The sequence below is a fragment of the Aminobacter sp. MDW-2 genome (assembly GCF_014250155.1).
GTDB lineage: Bacteria > Pseudomonadota > Alphaproteobacteria > Rhizobiales > Rhizobiaceae > Aminobacter > Aminobacter ciceronei.
This window is the reverse complement of the sequence record NZ_CP060197.1, coordinates 2,120,990-2,141,897: the sequence shown is the minus strand read 5'-3', so window position 1 is coordinate 2,141,897 and position 20,908 is coordinate 2,120,990. Positions and strand designations below refer to the sequence as shown.

General features: G+C 63.9%; 22 protein-coding genes and 1 pseudogene. 8 read left to right on the top strand and 15 right to left on the bottom strand.

From position 1 onward, the window contains the following. Positions 1-70: 70 nt before the first annotated feature. Both H5P29_RS10480 and H5P29_RS10475 read right to left on the bottom strand, forming a co-directional pair. A complete protein-coding gene (locus H5P29_RS10480) occupies positions 71-604 on the bottom strand; it encodes a hypothetical protein (RefSeq protein ID WP_246670841.1) in 534 nt (177 codons plus the stop codon). Further along, positions 597-1,193: a CGNR zinc finger domain-containing protein gene (locus H5P29_RS10475; protein WP_067958120.1), complete on the bottom strand. Its 597-nt coding sequence runs from the start codon at positions 1,191-1,193 to the stop codon at positions 597-599. Before H5P29_RS10475 ends, H5P29_RS10480 begins: the two co-directional genes overlap by 8 nt. A 93-nt stretch (positions 1,194-1,286) precedes the next feature. Between H5P29_RS10475 and H5P29_RS10470 the strand changes: the two genes are divergently transcribed. The 3 genes from H5P29_RS10470 (at position 1,287) to H5P29_RS10460 (ending at position 4,743) form a co-directional block, all read left to right on the top strand. Next, entirely contained in the window at positions 1,287-2,195 is a 909-nt protein-coding gene (locus H5P29_RS10470; protein ID WP_067958118.1) for a branched-chain amino acid ABC transporter permease, read from the top strand. Positions 2,196-2,395: 200 nt separating this feature from the next. Further along, positions 2,396-2,980: a TRAP transporter small permease subunit gene (locus H5P29_RS10465; protein ID WP_067958116.1), complete on the top strand. Its 585-nt coding sequence runs from the start codon at positions 2,396-2,398 to the stop codon at positions 2,978-2,980. Next, the gene (locus H5P29_RS10460; protein ID WP_154386421.1) at positions 2,977-4,743 is read left to right on the top strand and encodes a TRAP transporter large permease subunit; all 1,767 of its coding nucleotides are present in this window, start codon (positions 2,977-2,979) and stop codon (positions 4,741-4,743) included. Before H5P29_RS10465 ends, H5P29_RS10460 begins: the two co-directional genes overlap by 4 nt. Positions 4,744-4,896: 153 nt before the next feature. Here the strand turns inward: H5P29_RS10460 and H5P29_RS10455 are convergent, their stop codons facing one another. The 4 genes from H5P29_RS10455 to H5P29_RS10440 all read right to left on the bottom strand — a co-directional run bounded on the left by H5P29_RS10455 (position 4,897) and on the right by H5P29_RS10440 (position 8,543). Beyond that, a complete protein-coding gene (locus H5P29_RS10455) occupies positions 4,897-5,373 on the bottom strand; it encodes a hypothetical protein (protein ID WP_157097018.1) in 477 nt (158 codons plus the stop codon). A 237-nt stretch (positions 5,374-5,610) separates the two neighbouring features. After that, on the bottom strand, positions 5,611-5,808 hold the full coding sequence (locus H5P29_RS10450; RefSeq protein ID WP_154386420.1) for a hypothetical protein: 198 nt from the start codon (positions 5,806-5,808) through the stop codon (positions 5,611-5,613). Positions 5,809-6,139: 331 nt separating this feature from the next. Continuing rightward, positions 6,140-7,249: a TRAP transporter substrate-binding protein gene (locus H5P29_RS10445; protein ID WP_067958108.1), complete on the bottom strand. Its 1,110-nt coding sequence runs from the start codon at positions 7,247-7,249 to the stop codon at positions 6,140-6,142. Positions 7,250-7,433: 184 nt separating this feature from the next. Further along, entirely contained in the window at positions 7,434-8,543 is a 1,110-nt protein-coding gene (locus tag H5P29_RS10440; protein WP_067958106.1) for a TRAP transporter substrate-binding protein, read from the bottom strand. A 298-nt stretch (positions 8,544-8,841) separates the two neighbouring features. Between H5P29_RS10440 and H5P29_RS10435 the strand changes: the two genes are divergently transcribed. Next, on the top strand, positions 8,842-9,615 hold the full coding sequence (locus H5P29_RS10435) for a gamma-glutamyl-gamma-aminobutyrate hydrolase family protein (RefSeq protein WP_067958105.1): 774 nt from the start codon (positions 8,842-8,844) through the stop codon (positions 9,613-9,615). 31 nt (positions 9,616-9,646) lie between these two features. Here the strand turns inward: H5P29_RS10435 and H5P29_RS10430 are convergent, their stop codons facing one another. The 7 genes and pseudogenes from H5P29_RS10430 to H5P29_RS10400 all read right to left on the bottom strand — a co-directional run bounded on the left by H5P29_RS10430 (position 9,647) and on the right by H5P29_RS10400 (position 15,435). Next, positions 9,647-10,309 (bottom strand): outer membrane protein, encoded by a 663-nt coding sequence (locus H5P29_RS10430; protein ID WP_067958103.1) that lies wholly within the window; start codon positions 10,307-10,309, stop codon positions 9,647-9,649. A 200-nt stretch (positions 10,310-10,509) separates the two neighbouring features. Beyond that, positions 10,510-10,793: pseudogene (locus H5P29_RS10425) on the bottom strand (transcriptional regulator); the annotation flags it as partial. Between the two features lie 50 nt (positions 10,794-10,843). Further along, positions 10,844-11,827, bottom strand: a complete 984-nt coding sequence (locus tag H5P29_RS10420) for a 2-hydroxyacid dehydrogenase (protein WP_067958101.1) — start codon at positions 11,825-11,827, stop codon at positions 10,844-10,846. After that, on the bottom strand, positions 11,824-12,858 hold the full coding sequence (locus H5P29_RS10415; RefSeq protein WP_067958100.1) for a LacI family DNA-binding transcriptional regulator: 1,035 nt from the start codon (positions 12,856-12,858) through the stop codon (positions 11,824-11,826). Before H5P29_RS10415 ends, H5P29_RS10420 begins: the two co-directional genes overlap by 4 nt. Positions 12,859-12,922: 64 nt before the next feature. Then, a complete protein-coding gene (locus H5P29_RS10410; RefSeq protein WP_157097017.1) occupies positions 12,923-13,861 on the bottom strand; it encodes a DMT family transporter in 939 nt (312 codons plus the stop codon). A gap of 131 nt (positions 13,862-13,992) precedes the next feature. Then, the gene (locus tag H5P29_RS10405; RefSeq protein WP_067966171.1) at positions 13,993-14,505 is read right to left on the bottom strand and encodes a MarR family winged helix-turn-helix transcriptional regulator; all 513 of its coding nucleotides are present in this window, start codon (positions 14,503-14,505) and stop codon (positions 13,993-13,995) included. Between the two features lie 198 nt (positions 14,506-14,703). Further along, complete coding sequence (locus tag H5P29_RS10400; protein WP_067958097.1) at positions 14,704-15,435, bottom strand: intradiol ring-cleavage dioxygenase; 732 nt, start codon at positions 15,433-15,435, stop codon at positions 14,704-14,706. A 184-nt stretch (positions 15,436-15,619) separates the two neighbouring features. Between H5P29_RS10400 and H5P29_RS10395 the strand changes: the two genes are divergently transcribed. Together H5P29_RS10395 and H5P29_RS10390 are read left to right on the top strand one after the other, a co-directional pair. After that, positions 15,620-16,702, top strand: coding sequence for a GTP-binding protein (locus H5P29_RS10395; protein ID WP_067958095.1), 1,083 nt, complete (start codon positions 15,620-15,622; stop codon positions 16,700-16,702). A 158-nt stretch (positions 16,703-16,860) separates the two neighbouring features. Then, on the top strand, positions 16,861-17,835 hold the full coding sequence (locus tag H5P29_RS10390) for a WD40 repeat domain-containing protein (RefSeq protein ID WP_154386419.1): 975 nt from the start codon (positions 16,861-16,863) through the stop codon (positions 17,833-17,835). A gap of 62 nt (positions 17,836-17,897) precedes the next feature. Here the strand turns inward: H5P29_RS10390 and H5P29_RS10385 are convergent, their stop codons facing one another. Continuing rightward, complete coding sequence (locus H5P29_RS10385; protein ID WP_154386418.1) at positions 17,898-18,350, bottom strand: hypothetical protein; 453 nt, start codon at positions 18,348-18,350, stop codon at positions 17,898-17,900. Between the two features lie 74 nt (positions 18,351-18,424). Here H5P29_RS10385 and H5P29_RS10380 point away from each other — a divergent pair, with 74 nt between their 5' ends. Beyond that, positions 18,425-18,856: a MarR family winged helix-turn-helix transcriptional regulator gene (locus tag H5P29_RS10380; RefSeq protein ID WP_067958085.1), complete on the top strand. Its 432-nt coding sequence runs from the start codon at positions 18,425-18,427 to the stop codon at positions 18,854-18,856. Between the two features lie 42 nt (positions 18,857-18,898). Here H5P29_RS10380 and H5P29_RS10375 read toward each other — a convergent pair whose 3' ends face one another. Further along, a complete protein-coding gene (locus H5P29_RS10375) occupies positions 18,899-19,342 on the bottom strand; it encodes a hypothetical protein (RefSeq protein ID WP_067958081.1) in 444 nt (147 codons plus the stop codon). Between the two features lie 160 nt (positions 19,343-19,502). Between H5P29_RS10375 and H5P29_RS10370 the strand changes: the two genes are divergently transcribed. Then, positions 19,503-20,888, top strand: coding sequence for an aspartate aminotransferase family protein (locus H5P29_RS10370; RefSeq protein WP_371818624.1), 1,386 nt, complete (start codon positions 19,503-19,505; stop codon positions 20,886-20,888). The last annotated feature ends 20 nt before the right edge of the window (positions 20,889-20,908 follow it).

Below are 20,908 nucleotides of genomic sequence, written 5' to 3'. Positions count from 1 at the left end.
GGCCTCGACCGCGCACGAATACGCAAGCGGAAGCCGTCCAGGCGAATGAAAATTTCCGTCGGAGCGAAGCTCAGGCCGCGGGAGGACAGGTCACGCCGCGGCCTCCGGGCAGGTGACCGTCGGGATGCCCCTCAAGTTCCGGATTGGGATCGTAGAACGGGCCGACGACCAGCGGCTTGTCGGGCAGCACCGACTGGTCCTGCGACGAGGCCATGGTCGTCTCCAGCGCCTGCATCAGTTCGCCCTTGGCATTCTCGATGCGGATCGACACCTTGTAGGGCCTGTCCTTGACCACGCATTCGAGGGGCGGGCTGTTGATCGTGACCTTGTCGTTGAGCGGCCATATCTTCTGGCGCACGACGATGGCCGCGCCGCCCGCGGGGTTTTCGAAGGTTGTTACGGCAAACTCACCCTCGCCGATCGGCTTGAGCGGCCGCAGCGTCACCAGATATTGCACTGTCGCGACCCGGTAGTTGAAGACGAACAGCCGACCGGACAGTTCGAAAAGTTCCCCCTCGCCGCCGCTTTCGCGGCAGCCAGCCAATGCCAGCGACATAAGCGCCGAAAGGGCAAAGGTAGCACGCAAGAATCCACCTTCAGGCATTCTGCACCTCCTTGCGCCTGCTGTAATGGCGCCGCGCCTTCTGGCGGTTGCCGCAGACGGCCATGTCGCACCAAAGCCGGCTGCCGTTGCGGCTGCGGTCGACGAACAGCCAGTTGCAGTTGGGGCAGATCCGGAGCCGGGACATGGTGCCGGCAGACAACAGCGACAACGCCGATACGGCGAGTGCTGCCTCGAAGGCCAGCGGTTCCGGCGCAGCACCGAAGGGCGCATCGGCGCTCAGGCTTTCGCGCGCCCCAGTGAGTCCGTTGGCACAGGCGTTGAGGAAACCGGGCATGTCTGCCGTGGCCAGAGCGCCATCGACAACACTGCGGCGCATCAGGCGGTCGGTTGTTTCACGAATGGAAATCACCTTGCCGGCAATCGCCTGTGGGTCGGGGGCGGCAAGCACCCTGCCCTTGAGCTCGTCGGCGCGCAAGACACTGGCGGCCGCGGCGAAGCGGGCGATCTCCGAGGGGTCGTCGAAACGGTCGAAGCTGCGCTCCGCGTCGCCGCGCAGCACCACCGTGTTGGCGGTGTCGAGCGCAAGCACGCCGCCGGAGAAACGATGCCGGGTCCAGGAAACTGCCATGCCCAAATCTAACTGGTAAACGCAATTTGACAAGTTAGAATCACGAGCGCAATCTTGCGCCACGGGACAGCTCCCTGCGCCGCCGGACAACGCATGCTCTATTTCCTGCAACAGCTTCTCAACGGCGTGCATTCGGCCGCGATCTACGGCCTGCTGGCCTTCGGCTATGCGCTGGGCAACGGCCTGCTCCAGCGTACCAATCTCGCTTATGGCGGCATCTTCGCCTTCTCGGGCCAGACGATGATCCTGGCCGCCGTCTACGGCTACCAGGCGTTGTGGCTGACGCTGCCTTCGACAATCGCCTTCGGCATTGTCGTGGCGCTCGCCTACGCCACGCTGGTGAGCCGTGTGCTGTCGCACTCGGTCTTCGCCCCGCTCGCCGGCCGTTCGCCCAACGCGATCGTCGCCGCCACGCTCGGCGTGATGATCGCCTTGATGGAACTCAGCCGCATTGCCGCCGACACACACGACTACTGGCTGCCGCCGATGCTGGCGACGCCGGTGGTCTTTGCCTCTGGCGGCAATTTCGTCGCGACGATGACAGTGATCCAGCTGATCAATACGGCGACGGCAGCAACCGTCATCATCGGGGGCGCCGCCAAGCTGTCGCACTCAAGTTTCGGCCGGAACTGGCGGGCCGTCGCCGACGATCCTTTCGCCGCAAAACTCTGCGGCATCGACACTACAAGGGTGTTTCACCGCGCCTTGCTGTTCGGCGGCATATGCGCCGGCCTGGCAGGTGTGCTGGCAGCACTTTACTACGGCAATCTCGGCTTCGGCGCCGGCCTGGTCTACGGCCTGAAGATCCTGTTCATCACCGCGGTCGGCGGCTACTACGCACCGGGAAAGGCAGCACTCGGTGCTGCCGCCTTCGGCATCGCCGAGTCGCTATGGGCCGGCTATTTCCCGATCGAATGGCGCGACGCCTGGATGTATGGCCTGCTCGCGGCGATGCTGGTGTTGACCGGCGACCGCAAGGACGCGCCAAGCCCGGCTGCCTGACCGCGAAAATCGTCTTCGACTTTGGTCGCATGCCGCGCGGCCTGTGGGCCTTTTCCCCGTTTTGCCACCTTCGCAGCAATTGACGAGTACCGCTCGTTATGTTGACGCCGGCCCCATGACCGGCATACCCATGGCATCGGGAGTGCCGAAAAAAGAACGTCGGGGAACAACGGCTGCCCCACACAACCTGGGAGGAATGCATGGCAGGGCTTCTCGCTCTATCCAGAGCCATTGACCGTATCAACGAAGCGATCGGCAAGACGGTGGCGTGGGCGATCCTGCTCGCCATCCTCGTCAGCGCAGGCAATGCGGTGATCCGCAAGGCATTCAACATGTCGTCCAACGCCTGGCTAGAACTGCAGTGGTACCTGTTCGGTGCCGCCTTCATGCTGGCAGCCGCCTACACGCTGAAGCAGAACGAGCACATCCGCATCGACATCGTCTACGGCATGTTCTCGCGCCGGGTGCAGCATTGGATCGACCTGCTTGGTCATATGCTGTTCCTGATGCCCTTCGTCATCCTGATGATCTTCTACTTCATCCCCTATGTCAGCCTGTCGTTCCGTTCCGGCGAGATGTCGTCGAGCGCCGGCGGCCTGATCCTGTGGCCGGCAAAGGCGCTGCTGCTGATGGGCTTCATCCAGCTCGGCCTCCAGGGCATTTCCGAGATCATCAAGAAGATCGCTATCATGCGCGGCGACATGGAGGATCCGACCCCGTTCATCTCCGCCCACGAGCAGGCTGAACTCGAAGGCAAGGCGCTGGCCGACGAGGTACGCTCATGATCGAGTTCATCGCCCAGAACATGGCGCCGATCATGTTCTTCTCGTTGATCGTGTTCATGCTGCTTGGCTACCCGGTCGCATTTTCGCTCGCCGCCAACGGCTTGCTGTTCTTCTTCATCGGCGTCGAACTCGCGCCCTACTCGAATGGCTCGATCAACTTGTCCTGGCCATTGCTCTACGCCCTGCCCGAACGCTTCTGGGGGGTCATGTCGAACGAGACGCTCCTGGCGATCCCTTTCTTCACCTTCATGGGCATCGTGCTTGAGCGATCAGGCATGGCCGAAGACCTGCTCGACACCATTGGTCAGTTGTTCGGACCGATCCGCGGCGGCCTGGCCTATGCCGTCATCTTCGTCGGCGCGCTTCTGGCAGCGACCACCGGCGTGGTGGCCGCCTCGGTCATCGCCATGGGCCTGATATCTCTGCCGATCATGCTGCGCTACGGCTATGACCGGCGTGTTGCCTCCGGCGTCATCGCCGCGTCAGGCACGTTGGCGCAGATCATCCCGCCCTCGCTCGTGCTCATCGTGCTCGCCGACCAGCTCGGTCGCTCGGTGGGCGACATGTACAAGGGCGCGCTCATCCCCGGCCTGGTGCTGACCAGCATGTACATGGGCTACATCCTGCTGATGTCGATCATCCGGCCGAAGTCGATGCCGGCGCTGCCGCTCGATGCCCGTACGCTTGGCCACGGCGTGACCTCGCTGTTTGCGGCATTGGTGCTGGCAGTGGCGATCGCCTATGCAGCACATGTCTATCTGTCGCCAACACATGGCGCCAACGCCGACATCCTCGGCGCCTGCGTCGGTGTCGTCGTCATCTACATCGCGGCCATCCTCGACCGCGGCCTCAAGTTCAACCTGATGTCGCGGCTGGCGCAGCAGGTGATCATCGTGCTGATCCCGCCTCTGGCGCTGATATTCCTCGTGCTCGGCACCATCTTCCTCGGCATTGCGACGCCAACCGAAGGCGGTGCGATGGGTGCGGTCGGCGCGCTGATCATGGCCGCGGCAAAGGGTCGGCTGTCGTTCGACGTCGTCCGCCAAGCGCTGGCATCGACGACCCGGCTATCGTCCTTCGTGCTGTTCATCCTGATCGGCGCCCGCGTCTTCTCGCTGACCTTCTATGGCGTCAACGGCCATCTCTGGGTCGAACACCTCTTGGTGTCGCTGCCCGGCGGCGAAGTCGGCTTCCTGATCGCCGTCAACGTACTGGTATTCCTGCTGGCCTTCTTCCTCGACTTCTTCGAGCTGGCCTTCATCATCGTGCCGTTGCTGGCGCCCGCCGCCGACAAGCTCGGCATCGACCTGATCTGGTTCGGTGTGCTGCTCGGCGTCAACATGCAGACCAGCTTCATGCATCCGCCGTTTGGCTTCGCGCTGTTTTACCTGCGTTCGGTGGCGGCGCGCGTGCCTTATCTCGACCGTATCACCGGAAAGAACATCCAACCGGTGACGACGGGCCAGATCTACTGGGGCGCCGTCCCCTTCGTCTGCATCCAGATCATCATGATCGGACTGACCATCGCCTTCCCGCAGATGGTCATGCATTACAAGGGCGAGCAGGTCGATCCGTCGACGATTGAGATCAAGATGCCCGAAATGCCGGGGCTCGGCGGTGGATTGGGCGGCGGCCTCGGCCTGCCTCCGCTCGGCGCGCCTGCCCCCGCCCAGCCAGGGACAGCGCCGGCGCAACCGGGCACCGCCCCGGTTCAACCGGCGGCTCCGGCAAACGATCTGACGAAGCCACCGAGCTTCAACTGATCCTCAAGCAGCAAAAAGGTGCCGAAAGGCGCCTTTTTCTTGCCCCTCCGGCAGGCTAGGCCGACCCGGCTTGCGTAACCAGAAGCCCGCCCCGTCGCCGCAGGAAGGCGGCGTCGGCTTCTGAACCGGCAAGGTCGATGCCGACCGCATAGGCTACCGCGGCTTCGCTGAGATGCCCCGTCCGCGACAGAAGCTCGGCGCGCGCCGCATGATAGGACTGGTAGTCCTTGAGTTCGGCCGCGAGCGTATCGAGCGAGCGCGATGTGGCCTCCGGCCATCCCGCTTCCGACAGCGCGACCGCCGCCTGAGGCGCGCGACAGCGGTCGGCTCGAGCCGCAGCAGGCTGTCATAGAGCAGCACGATCTGCGGCCAGTGGGAGACCTCTCCCTGCACGTGGCAGGCGGCAATCGCCGCCTTGATCTGGTACGGGCCGAGTGCGCGGCGCTGCATCGCCATCTCGATCAACCCGAGACCTTCGTCGATCTGTGACCGGTTGCATTTGGTCCGGTCCTGGTCGGCCAGCGCGACCGTCACCCCGTTGGCATCGACACGGGCATGGCCTCCGTTGGCCGGGCCGACGGCATAGCCTGAAGTGTAGATGTGGTAGATGATGGCAAGCACTGACTGCAACCGTGTTGCCCATTCGTCAGGCCCCGGCCGCGCGACGGCCTTTGTCCCTACTCGTCTCGGCGTCGAGAATGACGCGCGATCTCCGTCGTCGAAAGGCCGCCGCTGGTCCGCGGCGTGGGTGCGACCTGCGATTTGGTTTCCGGCGCAGGATGGCAGCAGGTGAAGATCAGACGCAGGCGGTCGTCGAGGTTACGTCGGGATCCTCGGCGGCCTCGCCGCGGACCCAGCGGCTTGACGTCATCGACCTGGCGCGCTTCCGACCTGTTCTGCCTGATGCGGTCGACCACCTTGCGATAGGCGGCCTGGAGCCGCCAGCCTTGCGGCGAATGCGGGCACGCCGTTGCGGCTCCAGTGCGAAACCGCCGACACCAACGCATCCTGAAAGGCTTCCTCGGCGAGCGGGAAGCTGCCCAGACGGGCGATCAGGGCGGACATCGGCCGCCTCCGGTTTGAGTTGCCTATGAACCAAGAACGGAAGCCATGAGGTCGCCGAAAAATGGCCGGTTCGGTACGTTCGGTCACTTCCCTCTCTGTGGAAGCCTGCCCACCGCATCGCGAGAGGACACACGGCCGGACCGCGATGGCACTAGCCGCGCGACCGACGGGTCTAAGACAACCCTTCAAGGGGCGCACGATCTCCGGTCGTCACCGGCGTCCTGAACGCAACGGAAAAGCCCCGGGGCGTGCAAGGTCCCGGGTTTCGGACGGCTGCTGGCGGCAAACTCTCATTTGCCGTCAGCTCGGCGCAACGGACGCGTTTCTCGGCTCAGAGCGCCTCGGTGCGCTGCTGGACCATCATGAAGGTGTCAAAGGTGTATTCCGACAGTTGCGCCCAGAGATAGGCGTCCTTGCGGAAGGCGACCTGGCTGTCGAATATCTTCTTGAAGTCGGCATTGCTGGCCGAGATCTCGCCATAGGTCTGGTTCGAGGCCTCGAAGCAGGCCTTCATGACCTCCTGGCTGAACGGCCGCAACTGGGCGCCATTGGCCACCAGCCGGCGAAGTGCCGCCGGGTTCTTGTAGTCATAGGTCGCCATCATGTCGCAATTGGCGGCCTGGCATGCCGAGGTGAGCGCCACCTGGTACGGCTTGGGCAGTTCCTGCCACTTGGCAAGGTTGACCAGGGCATGCAGCGTCGGCCCGCCCTCCCACCAGCCGGGGTAATAGTAGTAGGGCGCAACCTTGTGGAAGCCGAGCTTCTCGTCATCATAGGGACCGACCCACTCGGCGGCGTCGATGGTGCCTTTCTCCAGCGCCGGATAGATGTCGCCGCCGGCAATCTGCTGCGGCACCAGTCCAAGCGTTTCCAGCACCTTGCCGGCGAAGCCGCCGACACGCATCTTGAGGCCCTTGAGATCGGCGACGGTGTTGATCTCCTTACGGTACCAGCCGCCCATCTGGGCCCCGGTGTTACCACAGGCGAGCCCGTACAGGCCTTGCTTGGCGTAGAACTCGTTGAGCAGGTCGTGGCCGCCGCCGTGGTAGATCCATGCGTTCATCTGACGGGCGTTGAACATGAAGGGCACCGCCGTCGCAAGCGCAAATGTCGGGTTCTTGCCCCAGTAATAGTAGGACGCGGTGTGGCAGCATTCGACGGTGCCCGCCGCCGCGGCATCGGCCGCCTGCAGTCCGGGAACGATCTCGCCGGCGGCAAACACCTGGATGTTGAAGTTTCCGTCGGTCGCCTCGCGCACGTATCTGGCCATCGTCTCGCCGGCGCCATAGATGGTGTCGAGCGCCTTGGGGAACGACGAGGTGCATCGCCAGCTAACCTTGGGCAGTGATTGCGCGATTGCCGGTGCTGCAAGCAGCGCGGCGGAAGCGGCTGCGCCCGCGCCGGTAACGCCGGCCTTGCGAATAAAGGATCTGCGGTCCATTCCTGAACTCCCATTGTTGTTGACAGTGAGTGCGTGGAACGGCGCCGGGCCCCTGATTGTTATGATCGGCGCCACCGCACACGTTACACGCGGCAGTAGAAAACGCCACTGGCAGAGCAGGTGTCCGGAAACAAAAAAAGACCCCGGAGCAATGCCCCGGGGCCCTTTCTAAACAGGCGGAAGCTTAGAGCTTGCCGTTGCGCTGCTGGATCATCATGAAGGTGTCGTAGTTGTATTCGGCGATCTGGGCCCACAGATAGTGGTCCTTGCGGAAGCCCTTGATCGAGTCCCAGATCTTCTTGAAAGCCGGATTGCTGGCTTCCATCTCCGCATAGACCTCGTTGGCCTTGTCGAAGCAGGCCGAGAGGATTTCCGGACTGAACGGACGCAGTTGCGCGCCGTTGGCAACCAGGCTCTTCACCGCCGTCGGGTTGAGGAAGTCGTACTTCTGCAGCATGTTCGCGTCCGCAGCCTGGGCAGCCGTGCGCAGCAGTGCCTTGTAGGCTGCCGGCAGTTCGTCGACCTTGGCCTTGTTGAACATGAAATGGACCGTCGGGCCACCTTCCCACCAGCCGGGATAGTAGTAGTAGGGCGCGACCTTCTGGAAGCCGAGCTTCTCGTCGTCATACGGGCCAACCCATTCGGCAGCATCGATGGTGCCCTTTTCGAGCGCCGGATAGATGTCACCGCCGGCGATCTGCTGCGGCACCACGCCGAGCCGCTCCACGACCTTGCCGGCGAAGCCGCCGATGCGCATCTTCAGGCCCTGCAGGTCGGCGACCGTGTTGATCTCCTTGCGGAACCAGCCGCCCATCTGCACGCCGGTGTTGCCGCCGGGCAGACCATAGAGACCCTGGGTCGCCAGGAATTCGTTGAACAGGTCGATGCCGCCGCCATGATAGTGCCAGGCGTTCATGCCGCGTGCGTTGAGCGCAAACGGCACGGCCGCACCCAGCGCCCACGTGGGGTCCTTGCCCCAGTAATAATATGCCACCGTGTGGCAGGCTTCGACCGTACCGGCGGTCGTGGCGTCGGCCGCCTGAAGGCCGGGCACGATTTCGCCGGCAGCGAAAGGCTGGATGGTGAAGTTGCCGTCGGTGGCTTCCGACAGGTGCTTCGACAGGACTTCAGCACCGCCATAAATGGTGTCGAGCGACTTGGGGAAAGACGACGCGAGCCGCCATGTAATCTTGGGATTGGACTGGGCAATCGCCGGTGCCGCGAGCGTCGCAGCGGCCGCGGCCGCTCCCACGCCGGTGGTACCGGCCTTCCTGATAAATGAACGGCGATCCATCAAAATCCTCCCATAGTGGACCGAAAGACATGCGACGCTGGGGAAATATTTGGCCTCCCACCACTCACGCCGACCGCGACAATACACGGCGAAGGGGATGAGTAAAGCACGCCCGAGAGGGCGGAGAAGCTTTGGCCGCGCAAAACGCTGCGGCAGCGCAAGCATCTAAAACTATAGTCTAAGCCCGCCCGGCCTGGCACATACGAGATGTGCAAACTTGTGTTGGAAAAGCGCCTCGGGATCGCCTATTTTGTAGGCAAGGAAACAGCCTGCTTTCCACAAGGATTCGAACCCCATCATGCACCAGCCGCTCGTCGCCGTTTCGTCAGACGTCAAGCAGTTCGAGAACTACACCTGGCATGCGGCGCCTCAGCAATATCTCGAGGCGGCGATCTCGGGCGCCGGGGTGCTGCCCGTGCTGGTGCCCAATTTCGGCGACCGCCTCGACCTCGATGAGCTGCTCTCGTCGGTCGACGGCGTCATGCTGACGGGTTCCAAGTCAAACGTCGATCCTCGCCTCTATGGCGAGGAAGCGACCGAAGCGAATGGCCCCTACGACTTCGCCCGTGACTCGACCACCATGCCGCTGATCCGCAAGGCGATCGAACGCGGCGTGCCGCTGCTCGCCATCTGCCGCGGCATTCAGGAGCTCAACGTGGCGCTCGGCGGTTCGCTCGCCACCGAGATCCAGGAGCGCGAAGGCATTGCCGATCACCGGGCTCCGGTCAGCGACAACCAGGACGAACGCTTCGCCATCCACCAGGTGGCGACCATCAAGCCGGGCAGCTGCCTTGCCGGCGTGTTCGGCCCAGGCGACATCCTGGTCAACTCGGTCCACCGCCAGGCGGTCGAGCGCCTGGGATCGAAGCTTCAGGTCGAGGCCGTAGCGCCTGACGGCACAGTGGAAGCCGTGTCGGTTCGAGACTCGCGTGCCTTCGCGGTCGGCGTGCAATGGCACCCCGAATACTGGGTCAAGTCCGACGACGTCTCGCAACGCATCTTCAAGGCATTTGGCGATGCGGTTCGCGCGCATGCGATCGCCCGGACTGCGGCACGGGCCGCGGCGGAGTAGTCGACTACGTTCCGCCGACGACCGGGTTCGATCAGAACTTGTAGCTGACGCCGAACCGCACTGCCTGGGTCTTGAGCTCGGTGACGTGGTTAAAGCCGCTGTCGGTGGCAGGGTTTTCTGTGAAGCTGCCGAAATCCGTGTAGCGATAGTCGATCCGGGTCGTCCAGTTGCGCGACAGCGCGTACTCCACGCCGCCGCCGACGGTCCAGCCACTCTTGGTGTGCGTCCAGCGGTCGGCGTCGCCATCGTAGGTGGTTTCGATGCGGGCGACGGCGAGTCCGCCTGTTGCGTAAAACAGCGCCGGACCGACCGAATAGCCGAGGCGCGCCCGCAGCGAGCCCTGAACCTCGATCTGGTTCTCCACCAGCCCGGCGTAATCGGATTCGACCGCCCCCTTCGCCCCGGACACCTCGAGATCGGCCTCTGCGCCAACGACCAGCTGGTTGAACGCATGATTGTAGCCGACATGGATGCCGCCCAGGCCGCCATTGGCGTTCCACGAATCCCGCCAGTCTGTAACCCCGGTTTCACGGCCGACATTGTGGCTGTCGACATCGCCCCAACCGTAGCCGGCCTGGGCTCCGACATAGAAGCCCGACCAGTCGAACCCGGGCTCGACGCTCGCGGCATCCGCCGCCATCGCGTTGCCCGCAGCGGCAAGCAGGATTGAAGAAACGAGAAGAATCGATCTCAAGATACACCCCCAAGTAGATATCATGCGGGCGATACATCCTTTTTGATGCAGAGGGAAGACACCCTACGGGGGAAGCTGCACACGTACACAACCTTATGGTGCGCAAGCGCAACATGTAACGATGGTCTAATATGACAGCTTGGAGACGCTTCGGCTGTCCTCACCCACGGGATCGAGGCGCCAGTGTTCCCGATGGGTCGTCAGCAGCCTTGTCCGGACTTTGGCGCGATTGCGTGTTCCTTCGGCTTTCCTGTGGACTGCCTGACATGCAGCTCGGACTTGATCAGTTCCTGCGACGGGCGGCGCGACGGCCGACTTAGCGCACGCCGTTCCAGCGCCGGCGTCACGATCTGCGCTTCCGCAAGGTCATAGCCGATGGCCGAGACGTCGATGCTCGGCACGAGGCCGGCGCGCGCAAGGCCGTCGGGTCGATGGCGACGAGGTCGTGCCAGCAGCAGACGGCAGCCGGCCTGTCCTTCAGCGCCCGGCGCGTCCTGATCGGGGGACAGGTCGATCCCAGACAGGTTGGCTCAGCTAGATTCTTGCCGTCACATGCCCGGTCTCGGGTACCGGCGTCAGCGCCCGGCGCGCATGTGAAAACCACGAAAAGATGTTGTCGGCCGCAAGGTCGGCCATCGCTTTCCGGGTATGAACTGTGGCGGAGGCCACGTGGGGCAGCAACGTAGCGTTCGGCAAGTCGATGAGGGCCTGCGGCACGTTGGGCTCGTCAGCGAAGACGTCGAGGCCGGCGGCAAGGATCGTGCCTTTCGACAGGGCATCGACAAGCGCTGCCTCATCGACGGTGGCGCCACGGCCGACATTGACGAAAACCCCGTTGGCGCCGAGCGCCTCGAAAATGCCGGCATCGACAATCTTTGCGGTCTGCGGCGTGGCAGGCGCAACCGACACAAGCGTGTCGACAGACAAAGCCAGTTCCTTCAGCGTCGGATGGTAGGCGTACGCCAGGCCCTCGACCGGGCGGCGGTTGTGGTAGGCGATCGGCAGTCCGAAAGCTTCGAGCCGGCGGGCGATGGCACGACCGATGCGGCCCATGCCGAAGATGCCGATGCGGCGGCCGCGCAGCGTGCCCGGCGTCAGCCGATAGCCGCCCTCGCTGACCCAGCGCCCGTCGCGCAGCCATGCCTCGGCCCGCGGCAGTTCGCGCACCGTGTTGATGAGCAGGCCGACCGCAGCGTCGGCAACTTCTTCGGTAAGGACATCGGGCGTGTTGGTGACCATGATGCCGCGCAAGCCGGCATGGCGCGCGTCGACACCATCGTAGCCGACGCCGAAATTGGCGATGATCTCGAGATTGGGCAAAGCGTCGATGAACGCCGCATCGACCTGTCCCGCCGAGGCTATGCCACGCACCCTTGCCTTCATCTCCTCTGTCAGCAGCGCGGGATCGCTGGATGCCAGATGGACAAGAGAAAATGCCGACCTGAGTCGCTCGGTGACGCGGGGGTGCAGCAGTCCGGGAATCAGGACTGACGGCGCCTCGATGGCTGGCACAGTCATGTGCGCTCTTTGGGCTTTCCCGTCGACTGCCTGACATGCAGCTCGGGCTTGATCAGTTCCTGCGACGGGCGCACCGACTGGCCGTTCAGCTTGTCGAGAAGCGCGCTTGCCGCTCGACGGCCGACCTCGCGCTGGCCGTTCCACACAGTGGTCAGCGCCGGCGTCGCGATCTGCGCTTCCTCGAGATCGTCGTAGCCGGTGACGGAAACGTCGATGCCCGGCACGAGGCCGGCACGCGCGATGCCGTTCATCAGGCCGATGGCGACGAGGTCGTTCCAGCAGCAAGCTGCGGTCGGCTTGTCCTTCAGCGCCAAGAACTGTCCGGCCGCCTCGAAGCCGCCCTGCTTGGTGCGCGGTCCGGCGATGCGCCAGGTCGGCAACACTTCCAGGCCCGCCGCTTCCATGGCGTTGAGATAACCCTGATAGCGGTGGCGGCCGGTCGAGGTCTGGTCGGTGCCGCCGATCATGGCGATGCGCTTGTGGCCGAGCGAGATCAGGTGGTTGGTGGCAAGCGCCGTGCCATAGGCGTCGTCGCCGCGAAAAACGGGCACCTCTGCACCTTCGACAGAGCGCGCGATCAACACCGCCGGCAGGCCGTTCTCCTCGGCCATGATGATATCCTCGGGCGGCGTGCCGATGGCCGGCGACATGATCACGCCATCGGCGCCGAGCTGCAAAAGCGTGTCGACGAAGGTGCGCTGCTTCTCCAGATCGTCATAGTGGTTGGAGAGAATGAAGGTCTGGCGGCTGCGGTCGAGCTCGCTCTCGATGGAGCGCAGGATCTCAGCATAGAACGGATTCATGATGTCGTGGACGACGACGCCCACGATGCCCGAGCGCGAGGTGCGCAAGCTGGCGGCGCGGCGGTTGTAGATGTAGCCGATCTCGCGGGCATGCTGCTTGATGCGATCACGGGTGACGTCGGCGACAAGAGGGCTGTCGCGCAGCGCAAGCGACACGGTCGCGGTCGAAACGCCGAGCGCGTCGGCTATCGTCGAAAGCTTGATCTTCTGAGCCAGCGGGCCCTCCATCCGCAAGCGTGGCCGGACGGTCTTTTAAACCGTTTAAAGCCGTATGCCATTGTTCAACGGCAAATCAAAGCTTTTTTGCCAGCTCTTCGGTTTCGGCACTCGGCGCGGCGCGGTTCCGGACCCTCAGCGTGTGCTCGCGGTGGATGATGTAGAGGCCGCTGGCAACGATGATCGCGGCACCGGCAAGCGTCCAGCGGTCGGGCAACTGGTCGAACACCAGCCAGCCCAGGATGATCATCCAGACCATCTGCAGATAGGGGTAAGGCGCAAGTGCCGTGGCAGAGGCGCGCTGGTAGGCCTTGATCAGCAGCCAGTGGCCGAAGCCGCCGAAGACGCCGAGCCCGAACAACACCAGCCAGTCATAAAGATGTGCCGGCAGCGAACCGGCGAGCGGCACGGCCGGCAGCATGAAGAGCGCAGGAACCACTGCCGAATAGAGGATCAGGCTCTCGGCCGTCTCGCGCCTGCCCATCAGGCGCGTCATGATGGTGTAGAGCGACGAGCTCAGCATGGCGCAGAGCGAAAAGATGTGCCCCATGTCGAAGCCGCCGAAGCCCGGCCGGGTGATGACGAGCACGCCGATGAAGCCGACGAAGACCGCGAGCCATCGCCGCCAGCCGGCCCATTCGCCAAGCAGCGGCCCGGCAAGGGCGGTGATGACCATCGGGCTGGCGAAGTTGATCGACACGGTTTCGGCCAGTTGCAGGGTCTGCAGCGCGAGGAAATTGAAGATCGTCGAGCCGAACATGAAGACGGCGCGCAGGATCTGCAGCCACAGGCTCTGCGGCACCAGCCGCTCCGGCCGCTCCCAGGCCTTGAACAGCACGAGCACGATCAGCGCATGCACGGCAAAGCGCACCCAGGTGACGAAGGGTGCCGCCATGCCTGATGTGACGAGATGCTTGGCGCTGGTGTCGAGGAAGGAAAACACCAGGCCCGAGGCAAATATCAGCAGGATCGCCGATGATGGCGTTGCGGTTTCTGCTGGTTTTTGAGGAGACACGCTGGCAGGCCGGGCAAATGACTAGGGATGCTTGGCTATTGCGCCCATCGCGGTTGCCCGGCAAGGCAAAAGACGTGGACCAGGCTATTTTCCATCCCGGATACCGGGATGGAATGTCTCTGCCGTGACGGTTACTCCGCCGCTTCGGCTTCCACTTCGGGCTCGACCTCGGTCGTGCCCTCGACGTCGGCGGCAGCCTCGTCGTCGATCAGGGTCAGGTCGGACAGGTTGGCCTCGATGCGCAGAAGGAGCTTGGAAAGCTGCTTGACGTCCTTCTTGTCAAAACCTTTGAGCGCTTGCTTTTCGGTCTTCTTGACCGACTTTTCGACGGCGCGGATGGCGTCACGGCCGGTCTCGGTGAGGAAGATGTGGGCCTGGCGGGCGTCGGTGTCCGATGCGCGCTTTTCCAGGAATCCCTGGGCCTGCAGCCGGTTGATGGTCTTGGTGATGGTCGGCGGCCGCACGCCGAGGCGCGAAGCGAGCTGGCCGGGGGTCTGGCCGTCATCATCGTGCAGCGACAGCATGATCTGGTCCTGGCCGGCATAAAAGCCATGCGCCAGAAGCCGTGCGGCCAGCGAGGTGCGCGCCAGTCGGGCGACCTGGTGAAGCCGGCTCATCGCCGCGCCTTTGTTGGACTTGGACATCCGCATCTCCTGCGCCACGCCTCGTACCGTGATGGCCGAGAATAGTTGCTGCGTGGCCCTTTGCAATCGACCGCACGGGAGATTGTTGCCTGCTCGTTTTGCCGGCAACCGACCACCCGCACGAGCGCTCTGTGCCAGACGCATGTTACAGTTCGATGACAGATACGCTTCGCCGGCAAATCTTCCGGGCGATAGACGTCATCCTGCCCGTCTCACGGCAACGATCATCAGCGCCTCGTAGGCGGATGCGGCTTCGCGCACCGTGCTCTGCACGCCGGAACCGGCGCGGCGCAGGATGCCGTCGTCGGCGTTCATCGTGTCGCGTTGTCCGCCACGCTGATTGTAGGGCGCCCTGGTCGAGAAGATCTGCTCGCTGAGATCGTCGGGAAAGAACATCTGCCCGGTCATGGCCCTGCCCTCCTCCGGAAACGCCTTGAAGTGAATGTGGGTGGTGCGACCGCGGTACCAGCCGGGATAGATGGTCTGGAAAGTCGCGATGCCGGCCGTGTCGGCCCGCTGCCAGCCGCGCAGGAATTTTTCGCCTGACGTATCGACGTCGCGATTGTCGCCCTGGCCGGGATAGCCGGAATAGTGCCCCGTGGCATCGCAGTGCCAGAGGTCAACACGCGCGCCCTCGATCGGATTGCATGCTTCATCGACGATCTGCAGGCGTACGGTGAGGCCGACGCCTTCGCGGCCTTCGGTGATCTCGCTGCGCTCGAGCTCCGGGTCGAAATAATAGGGGCCTTCGGTGGTTTCGGGTGTAATCGAGCAGACGCCGGCTTCCGGCAAGAGCAGCGAGCTCGCTTGCGGCGAGGCTTGCTTCGCAAACAGCTGCACCGGCACGAGCGCGCTGCCGCCCGCCGTCACCGCAATCAGGCCAAGCGCCCGGCGGCGGTTGAGTGTGCTGGGGAAAGGTGCCTTGCGCATGGCTGGGTGTCTCCACGAATGGGTCGGCAAGCCCCTTGCCTGACCGTCAATCTAGGTGCGGTCGCACCTCGCTCCCAATGAAACTTCCGTAATGTTCATCAGGTGGCGCCACCGTGCCGTTTGAGACGTGCAAAAGCTTGGCCGGCATCCTATATGAGGCCTCTATTCGATCCCGAGGACGACCATGACCGAAACCCAGACCCAAATCCCCGTCACCGTGCTGACCGGCTATCTCGGTTCCGGCAAGACGACGCTACTCAACCGCATCCTTTCCGAGAACCATGGCAAGCGATATGCGGTCATCGTCAACGAATTCGGCGAGATCGGCATCGACAACGACCTGATCGTGGAATCCGACGAGGAAATCTACGAGATGAACAATGGCTGCGTCTGTTGCACCGTCCGCGGCGACCTGATCCGCGTCGTCGAAGGCCTGATGCGCCGCCCGGGCCGTTTCGACGCCATCGTCGTCGAGACCACCGGCCTCGCCGACCCGGTGCCGGTCGCCCAGACCTTTTTCATGGACGACGACGTCCGCTCCAAGACCAAGCTCGACGCGGTGGTGGCGCTCGTAGATGCCAAGCACCTGCCGCTGCGCCTCAAGGACAGCCGCGAGGCAGAAGACCAGATCGCCTTCGCCGACGTCGTCGTGCTGAACAAGACTGACCTGGTTACATCAGACGAGCTGCGCGACGTCGAGGCTGCCGTGCGCGCCATCAACCCGTCCGCCAGGATTCATCGCACCACCCGCGCCGGCGTGGCGCTCGACCAGGTGCTCGACCGCGGCGCTTTCGACCTGAAGCGCGTGCTGGCCGACGACCCGCATTTCCTCGACGCCCATGATCATGACCACCACCACGATCATGAATGCGGCCCGAACTGCGACCACGACCACCATCATCACCACCACGATCATGACCATCATGATCACGACCACCACGAGCATGGCGCGGTGTCGCCGATCCACGACGTGACGGTGCAGTCGGTGTCGCTGCGCGGCGGCGAGATGGATTCCAAGAAGTTCTTCCCCTGGATCGAGAAGATCACCCAGATGGAAGGCCCCAACATCCTACGCCTCAAGGGCATCATCGCCATCAAGGACGATCCGGACCGCTACGTCATCCAGGGTGTGCACATGATCATCGAAGGCGACCACCAGCGTGCCTGGAAGGACGACGAAAAGCACGAGAGCCGGCTGGTGTTCATCGGCCGCGAACTCGACGCCGAGCGCCTGAAGCGCAGCTTCGAGGCTTGCCAGGCAGCCTAGCCATCGGAAAACCCACGGCCCTCGATGCATCGGGAGCCGGTCGCTTGCCTCGCCTCAGATGCGAGCTGAGCGCCAGCGTCGACCCAGTGTCGAAGTTGACGCTTGCTCAACCTGTCCTTAGGGGTGAGGACAAATCAGCACCGGAAGTTTTACAGCCCATGCCGACAGTCGCCCCGCTTGATCTCGACGGACATTGCGTCACTGCAAGCTTCCTCGACGACATTCCCTTCTTTGCGCTTGCCGACGGCATGGTGCACTGGCTCGACCATGGCCAGAGGTCGGTCAGGCTGCATGACGGGCTGCTGTCGGCGACGACGACGGCCAAAAACGACCTGATGATCTCGGGCGGCGAAGACGGCAAGGTGATGACGCTGACCTCGGCCGGCGTTACCGCTGAACTGGCGAGCGTCGGCAAGAAGTGGGTGACGTCGGTCGCTTCAGGCCCGCAGGGAGCCGTGGCTTACGCCAGCGGCCGCAATGCCTGGGTGCGCTTCGCCGACGGCAAGACCAAGGAGTTCGCCCACCCGCGCTCGGTCGAGGGCGTGGCCTTTTCGCCGAAGGGCATGCGCATCGGCGTTGCCCGCTACAATGGCGCGACGCTGCATTTCCCCGCCGCCGACGGCACGCCGACCGAACTGCAATGGGACGGTGCGCATACCGGCATCACGTTTTCGCCCGACGGCGCATTCCTGGTGACCACCATGCAGGAAAACGCCCTGCACGGCTGGAAACTCGTCGATGCCAAGCACATGCGCATGACCGGCTATCCCGCCAAGGTGAAGAGCCTGTCGTGGAGCGCCAAGGGCAAATGGCTGGCCAGCTCCGGCGCGCCGGCGGCGATCGTCTGGCCCTTCACAGGCAAGGACGGCCCGATGGGCAAGGCGCCGCTGGAACTCGGCACGCGCGGCAACACCATGGTGACCTCGGTTGCCTGCCATCCGAGCGAAGACATCGTCGCCATCGGCTATGAAGACGGCATGGTGCTGGCGGTCCGTTTTGCCGACGCCAAGGAAGTGCTGCTGCGCCGCCCCGGCAAGGGCGCCATCACCTCGATGGCCTGGGACAAGGAAGAACGCCGTCTCGCCTTTGGCAGCGCCGCCGGCGATTGCGGCGTCATCGACATCACCGGCTAGCACAATTCCAGGGAGAGACGTGAAGCGGCTTTTCCTGGAATGATGCGGATTCCGCGCGAAACTCAGCCGGCGCGTACAGCCCCCGCCGGCTTGCGCCGCAGTGCCAAGCCGTCGCGCATATTGAGCGACAGAAGCGCAATGTTGAGGGCTCCGGCCGCCAGCTCCAGTGTCTGCACGATGATGAAGGCCGTATCGAAACGGCCTTCCGCCGCCCAGCCGGCAAGTACATAGGCCGACGGCAGCAGCACCAGCAGGCCATTGGCGGCGATGATGCGCATGCGCCGCTTCTTGTGCTGGACGCCAGGGCGCCTCCAGCCCTTGCCGAGCGAGAATTCCGTGCCACCGGCAATGATCATCGCCGGGATGAGCACCACCATGCCGGCGAGAATTACGGCCTTTGCCGTGGCGATGATCTCGGCGTTGGCGGTCAGTTCAGCGGCAATTGTGGCAATCCAGAAACAGCTGACAGTGAGCAAGGCAACCCCGCCGGCCGCGGCATGAAGTTTCGCTTTCATCGTCGAATCTCCAGTTTACATAGCAAGCTATATATAGTTGCATAGCATGCTATTCAACAGCTATTCCTCGCGGCATGGCTTTTCAGAAAGAACGCTCCGCCGGATATCTCGCCAACCAGATGGCACGCCTGTTCGCCAAGGGCCTGCACGAGCGCATCCGCCCCCTCGACCTGGCGCCGGCGCAGTTCATGACGCTGCTGGCATTGTGGGACGAAGATGGGCTGACGCAGATCGAACTGGTGCGGCGCCTCGACGTCGAACAAGCGACGATGGCCAATACCCTGACCAGGATGGAGCGTGATGGGCTGATCGAACGGCGCGCCAACCCGGAGGACGGGCGCTCGCAGGCAATCCACCTGACGCCAAGGGCAAAGGCGCTTCGCGACCCGGCCACGGCTGCCGCCCGCGCCCAGAACGCAGCTGCCCTGGCGGACTTTTCCGAGGAGGAACGGGAAACCTTCCTGGCACTGATGCGGCGCGCCATCGCCGCCATGCACAAGGACTAAACGCGCGCCTGCGGGACAAGCGCGTCGGCCTATCCGGCCGGACTATTCGACCAGGCAGGTGGCCCGGCCGGTGAAATTGTAGGTCTTGCCGTCGCCGCCGGTGGCGTCCGTCATGTCAAACACCGTGACCGAATACTGACCGATATAGTCGCCCTCGTCGCCTGACTTGGTCCGGACCGTGATCTCGACATAACCATGCGGTTTGTCGGATCCGCGCTCGCGGTAGACCACCATGCGCAATTCCTCGCCGTCGAGCCAGTATTGCGCGAGATGGTCGCGCTCGAAGCTCATCTTGCGCAGGTCCTGCGAAATCGCCTTGTGGGAAATCTCGATTTCGCCGCGGAAGTTGAACACCGGGCTGCCCATGCCGCGAGTGACGCCACTCTCGATGGTCAGCTTCACTGCCTCATCCTTGGCACCGCAAGAGAGCCCGCCAGAGGCACCGGCCGGGCCCGCCGCAAGCAGGATCGACATGGCAGTCATCATAGCACGCATCGCTCATCACCCCCAAAGCACAGTGTCATGATCGCCATTGCGATCGATGGGTCAAGATGGCCGCGCTGAGCCAACAGAGACCCTTGCAACGGCCAGTTGCCGTTTGTGGGAACGGCTGGCTAGAGTGGCGCCCGTCTGTCCAATGGGAGCCATGATGAACCGTATCGAACGACCTGAAGCCACCGAAGGCGGCGTGCCTTTGTCGCGCATCGCCGAACTTGCAGCGACGGAGGCGGACATCTTCCGCCGCGCCCGCCCAAAATCGGAGGCCGCGGTGGGCAACGGCATGGCCGGGTTCTTCAACGGCGTCCCGATGCACTGGATGAAAGACTGGCCGACGCCCTTCCCCATCCTGGTCGACAAGGCGAGCGGCGCCACGATCACCGACATCGACGGCATCAGGCTGGCCGACTTCTGCCTTGGCGATACCGGCTCGATGTTCGGTCATTCACCGGCACCCGTCGCCCGTGCGATTCGCCGGCAGGCGGCCCGCGGCCTGACCTACATGCTGCCGTCGGAGGATTCGCTCACGCTCGGCCTGCTGCTGGCAAGGCGCTTCGGCCTGCCGCATTGGCAGATCGCGACGACAGCCACCGACGCCAACCGCTTCGCCCTGCGGGTCGCCCGCGCCATCACCGGCCGCGACAAGATCCTCGTCTTCAACGGCTGCTACCACGGCTCGGTCGACGAGACGATGGTGCGGCTCGACGGCGGCAAGCCGATCAACCGCCCGGGACTATCAGGCGAGTTCCGCGATCTCACCCAGCGCACCCGCATCGTAGAGTTCAACGATCTTGCGGCGCTGGAGAAGGCGCTGAGCCATGGCGACGTCGCCTGCGTCATATCAGAGCCGGTGCTGACCAATTCCTGCATGGTGCTGCCCGAGCCGGGCTTCCTCGAAGGCGTGCGCACGCTGACGCGGCAAGCCGGCACGCTGCTCCTGATCGACGAGACCCACACCATCTCGACCGGCCCCGGCGGCTATACAAGCAAGCACAATCTCGACCCCGACCTGTTCGTGCTCGGCAAGCCCGTCGCTGGCGGCGTGCCGGCCAGTGTCTGGGGCATGAGCGAGGAGGTCGCCGCCCGCTACGCCGCCTACAATGCCACCAAGGAGCCGGGCTATTCCGGCATGGGCACGACGCTGTCGGCCAATCCTCTGCAGTTCGCGGCGATGCGCGCCACGCTCGAAGAGGTGATGACGGAGGCGGCCTACGCCCACATGGAAAAGCTGGCCGAACGGCTGGCCACGGGGCTCGACAAGGCGATCCGAAAACGGAAACTGCCTTGGCACGTGATGCGCGTCGGCGCCCGCGTCGAATTCATCTTCGCCCCCGGTCCGCTGCGCAATGGTGGCGAGGCCGAGCATGCCCACGCCTCCCGGCTGGAGGCTGCCATGCATGTGGCGCTGGTCAATCGCGGTGTCCTGATCGCGCCGTTCCACAACATGATGCTGGTCTCGCCGGTGACGACAGCGCGGCAGGTCGACAAGCTGATCGCAGCTTTCGACGACATTGCCGCCCGTCTTGCGGTATGAGACAAGGCAGAAGGACAATC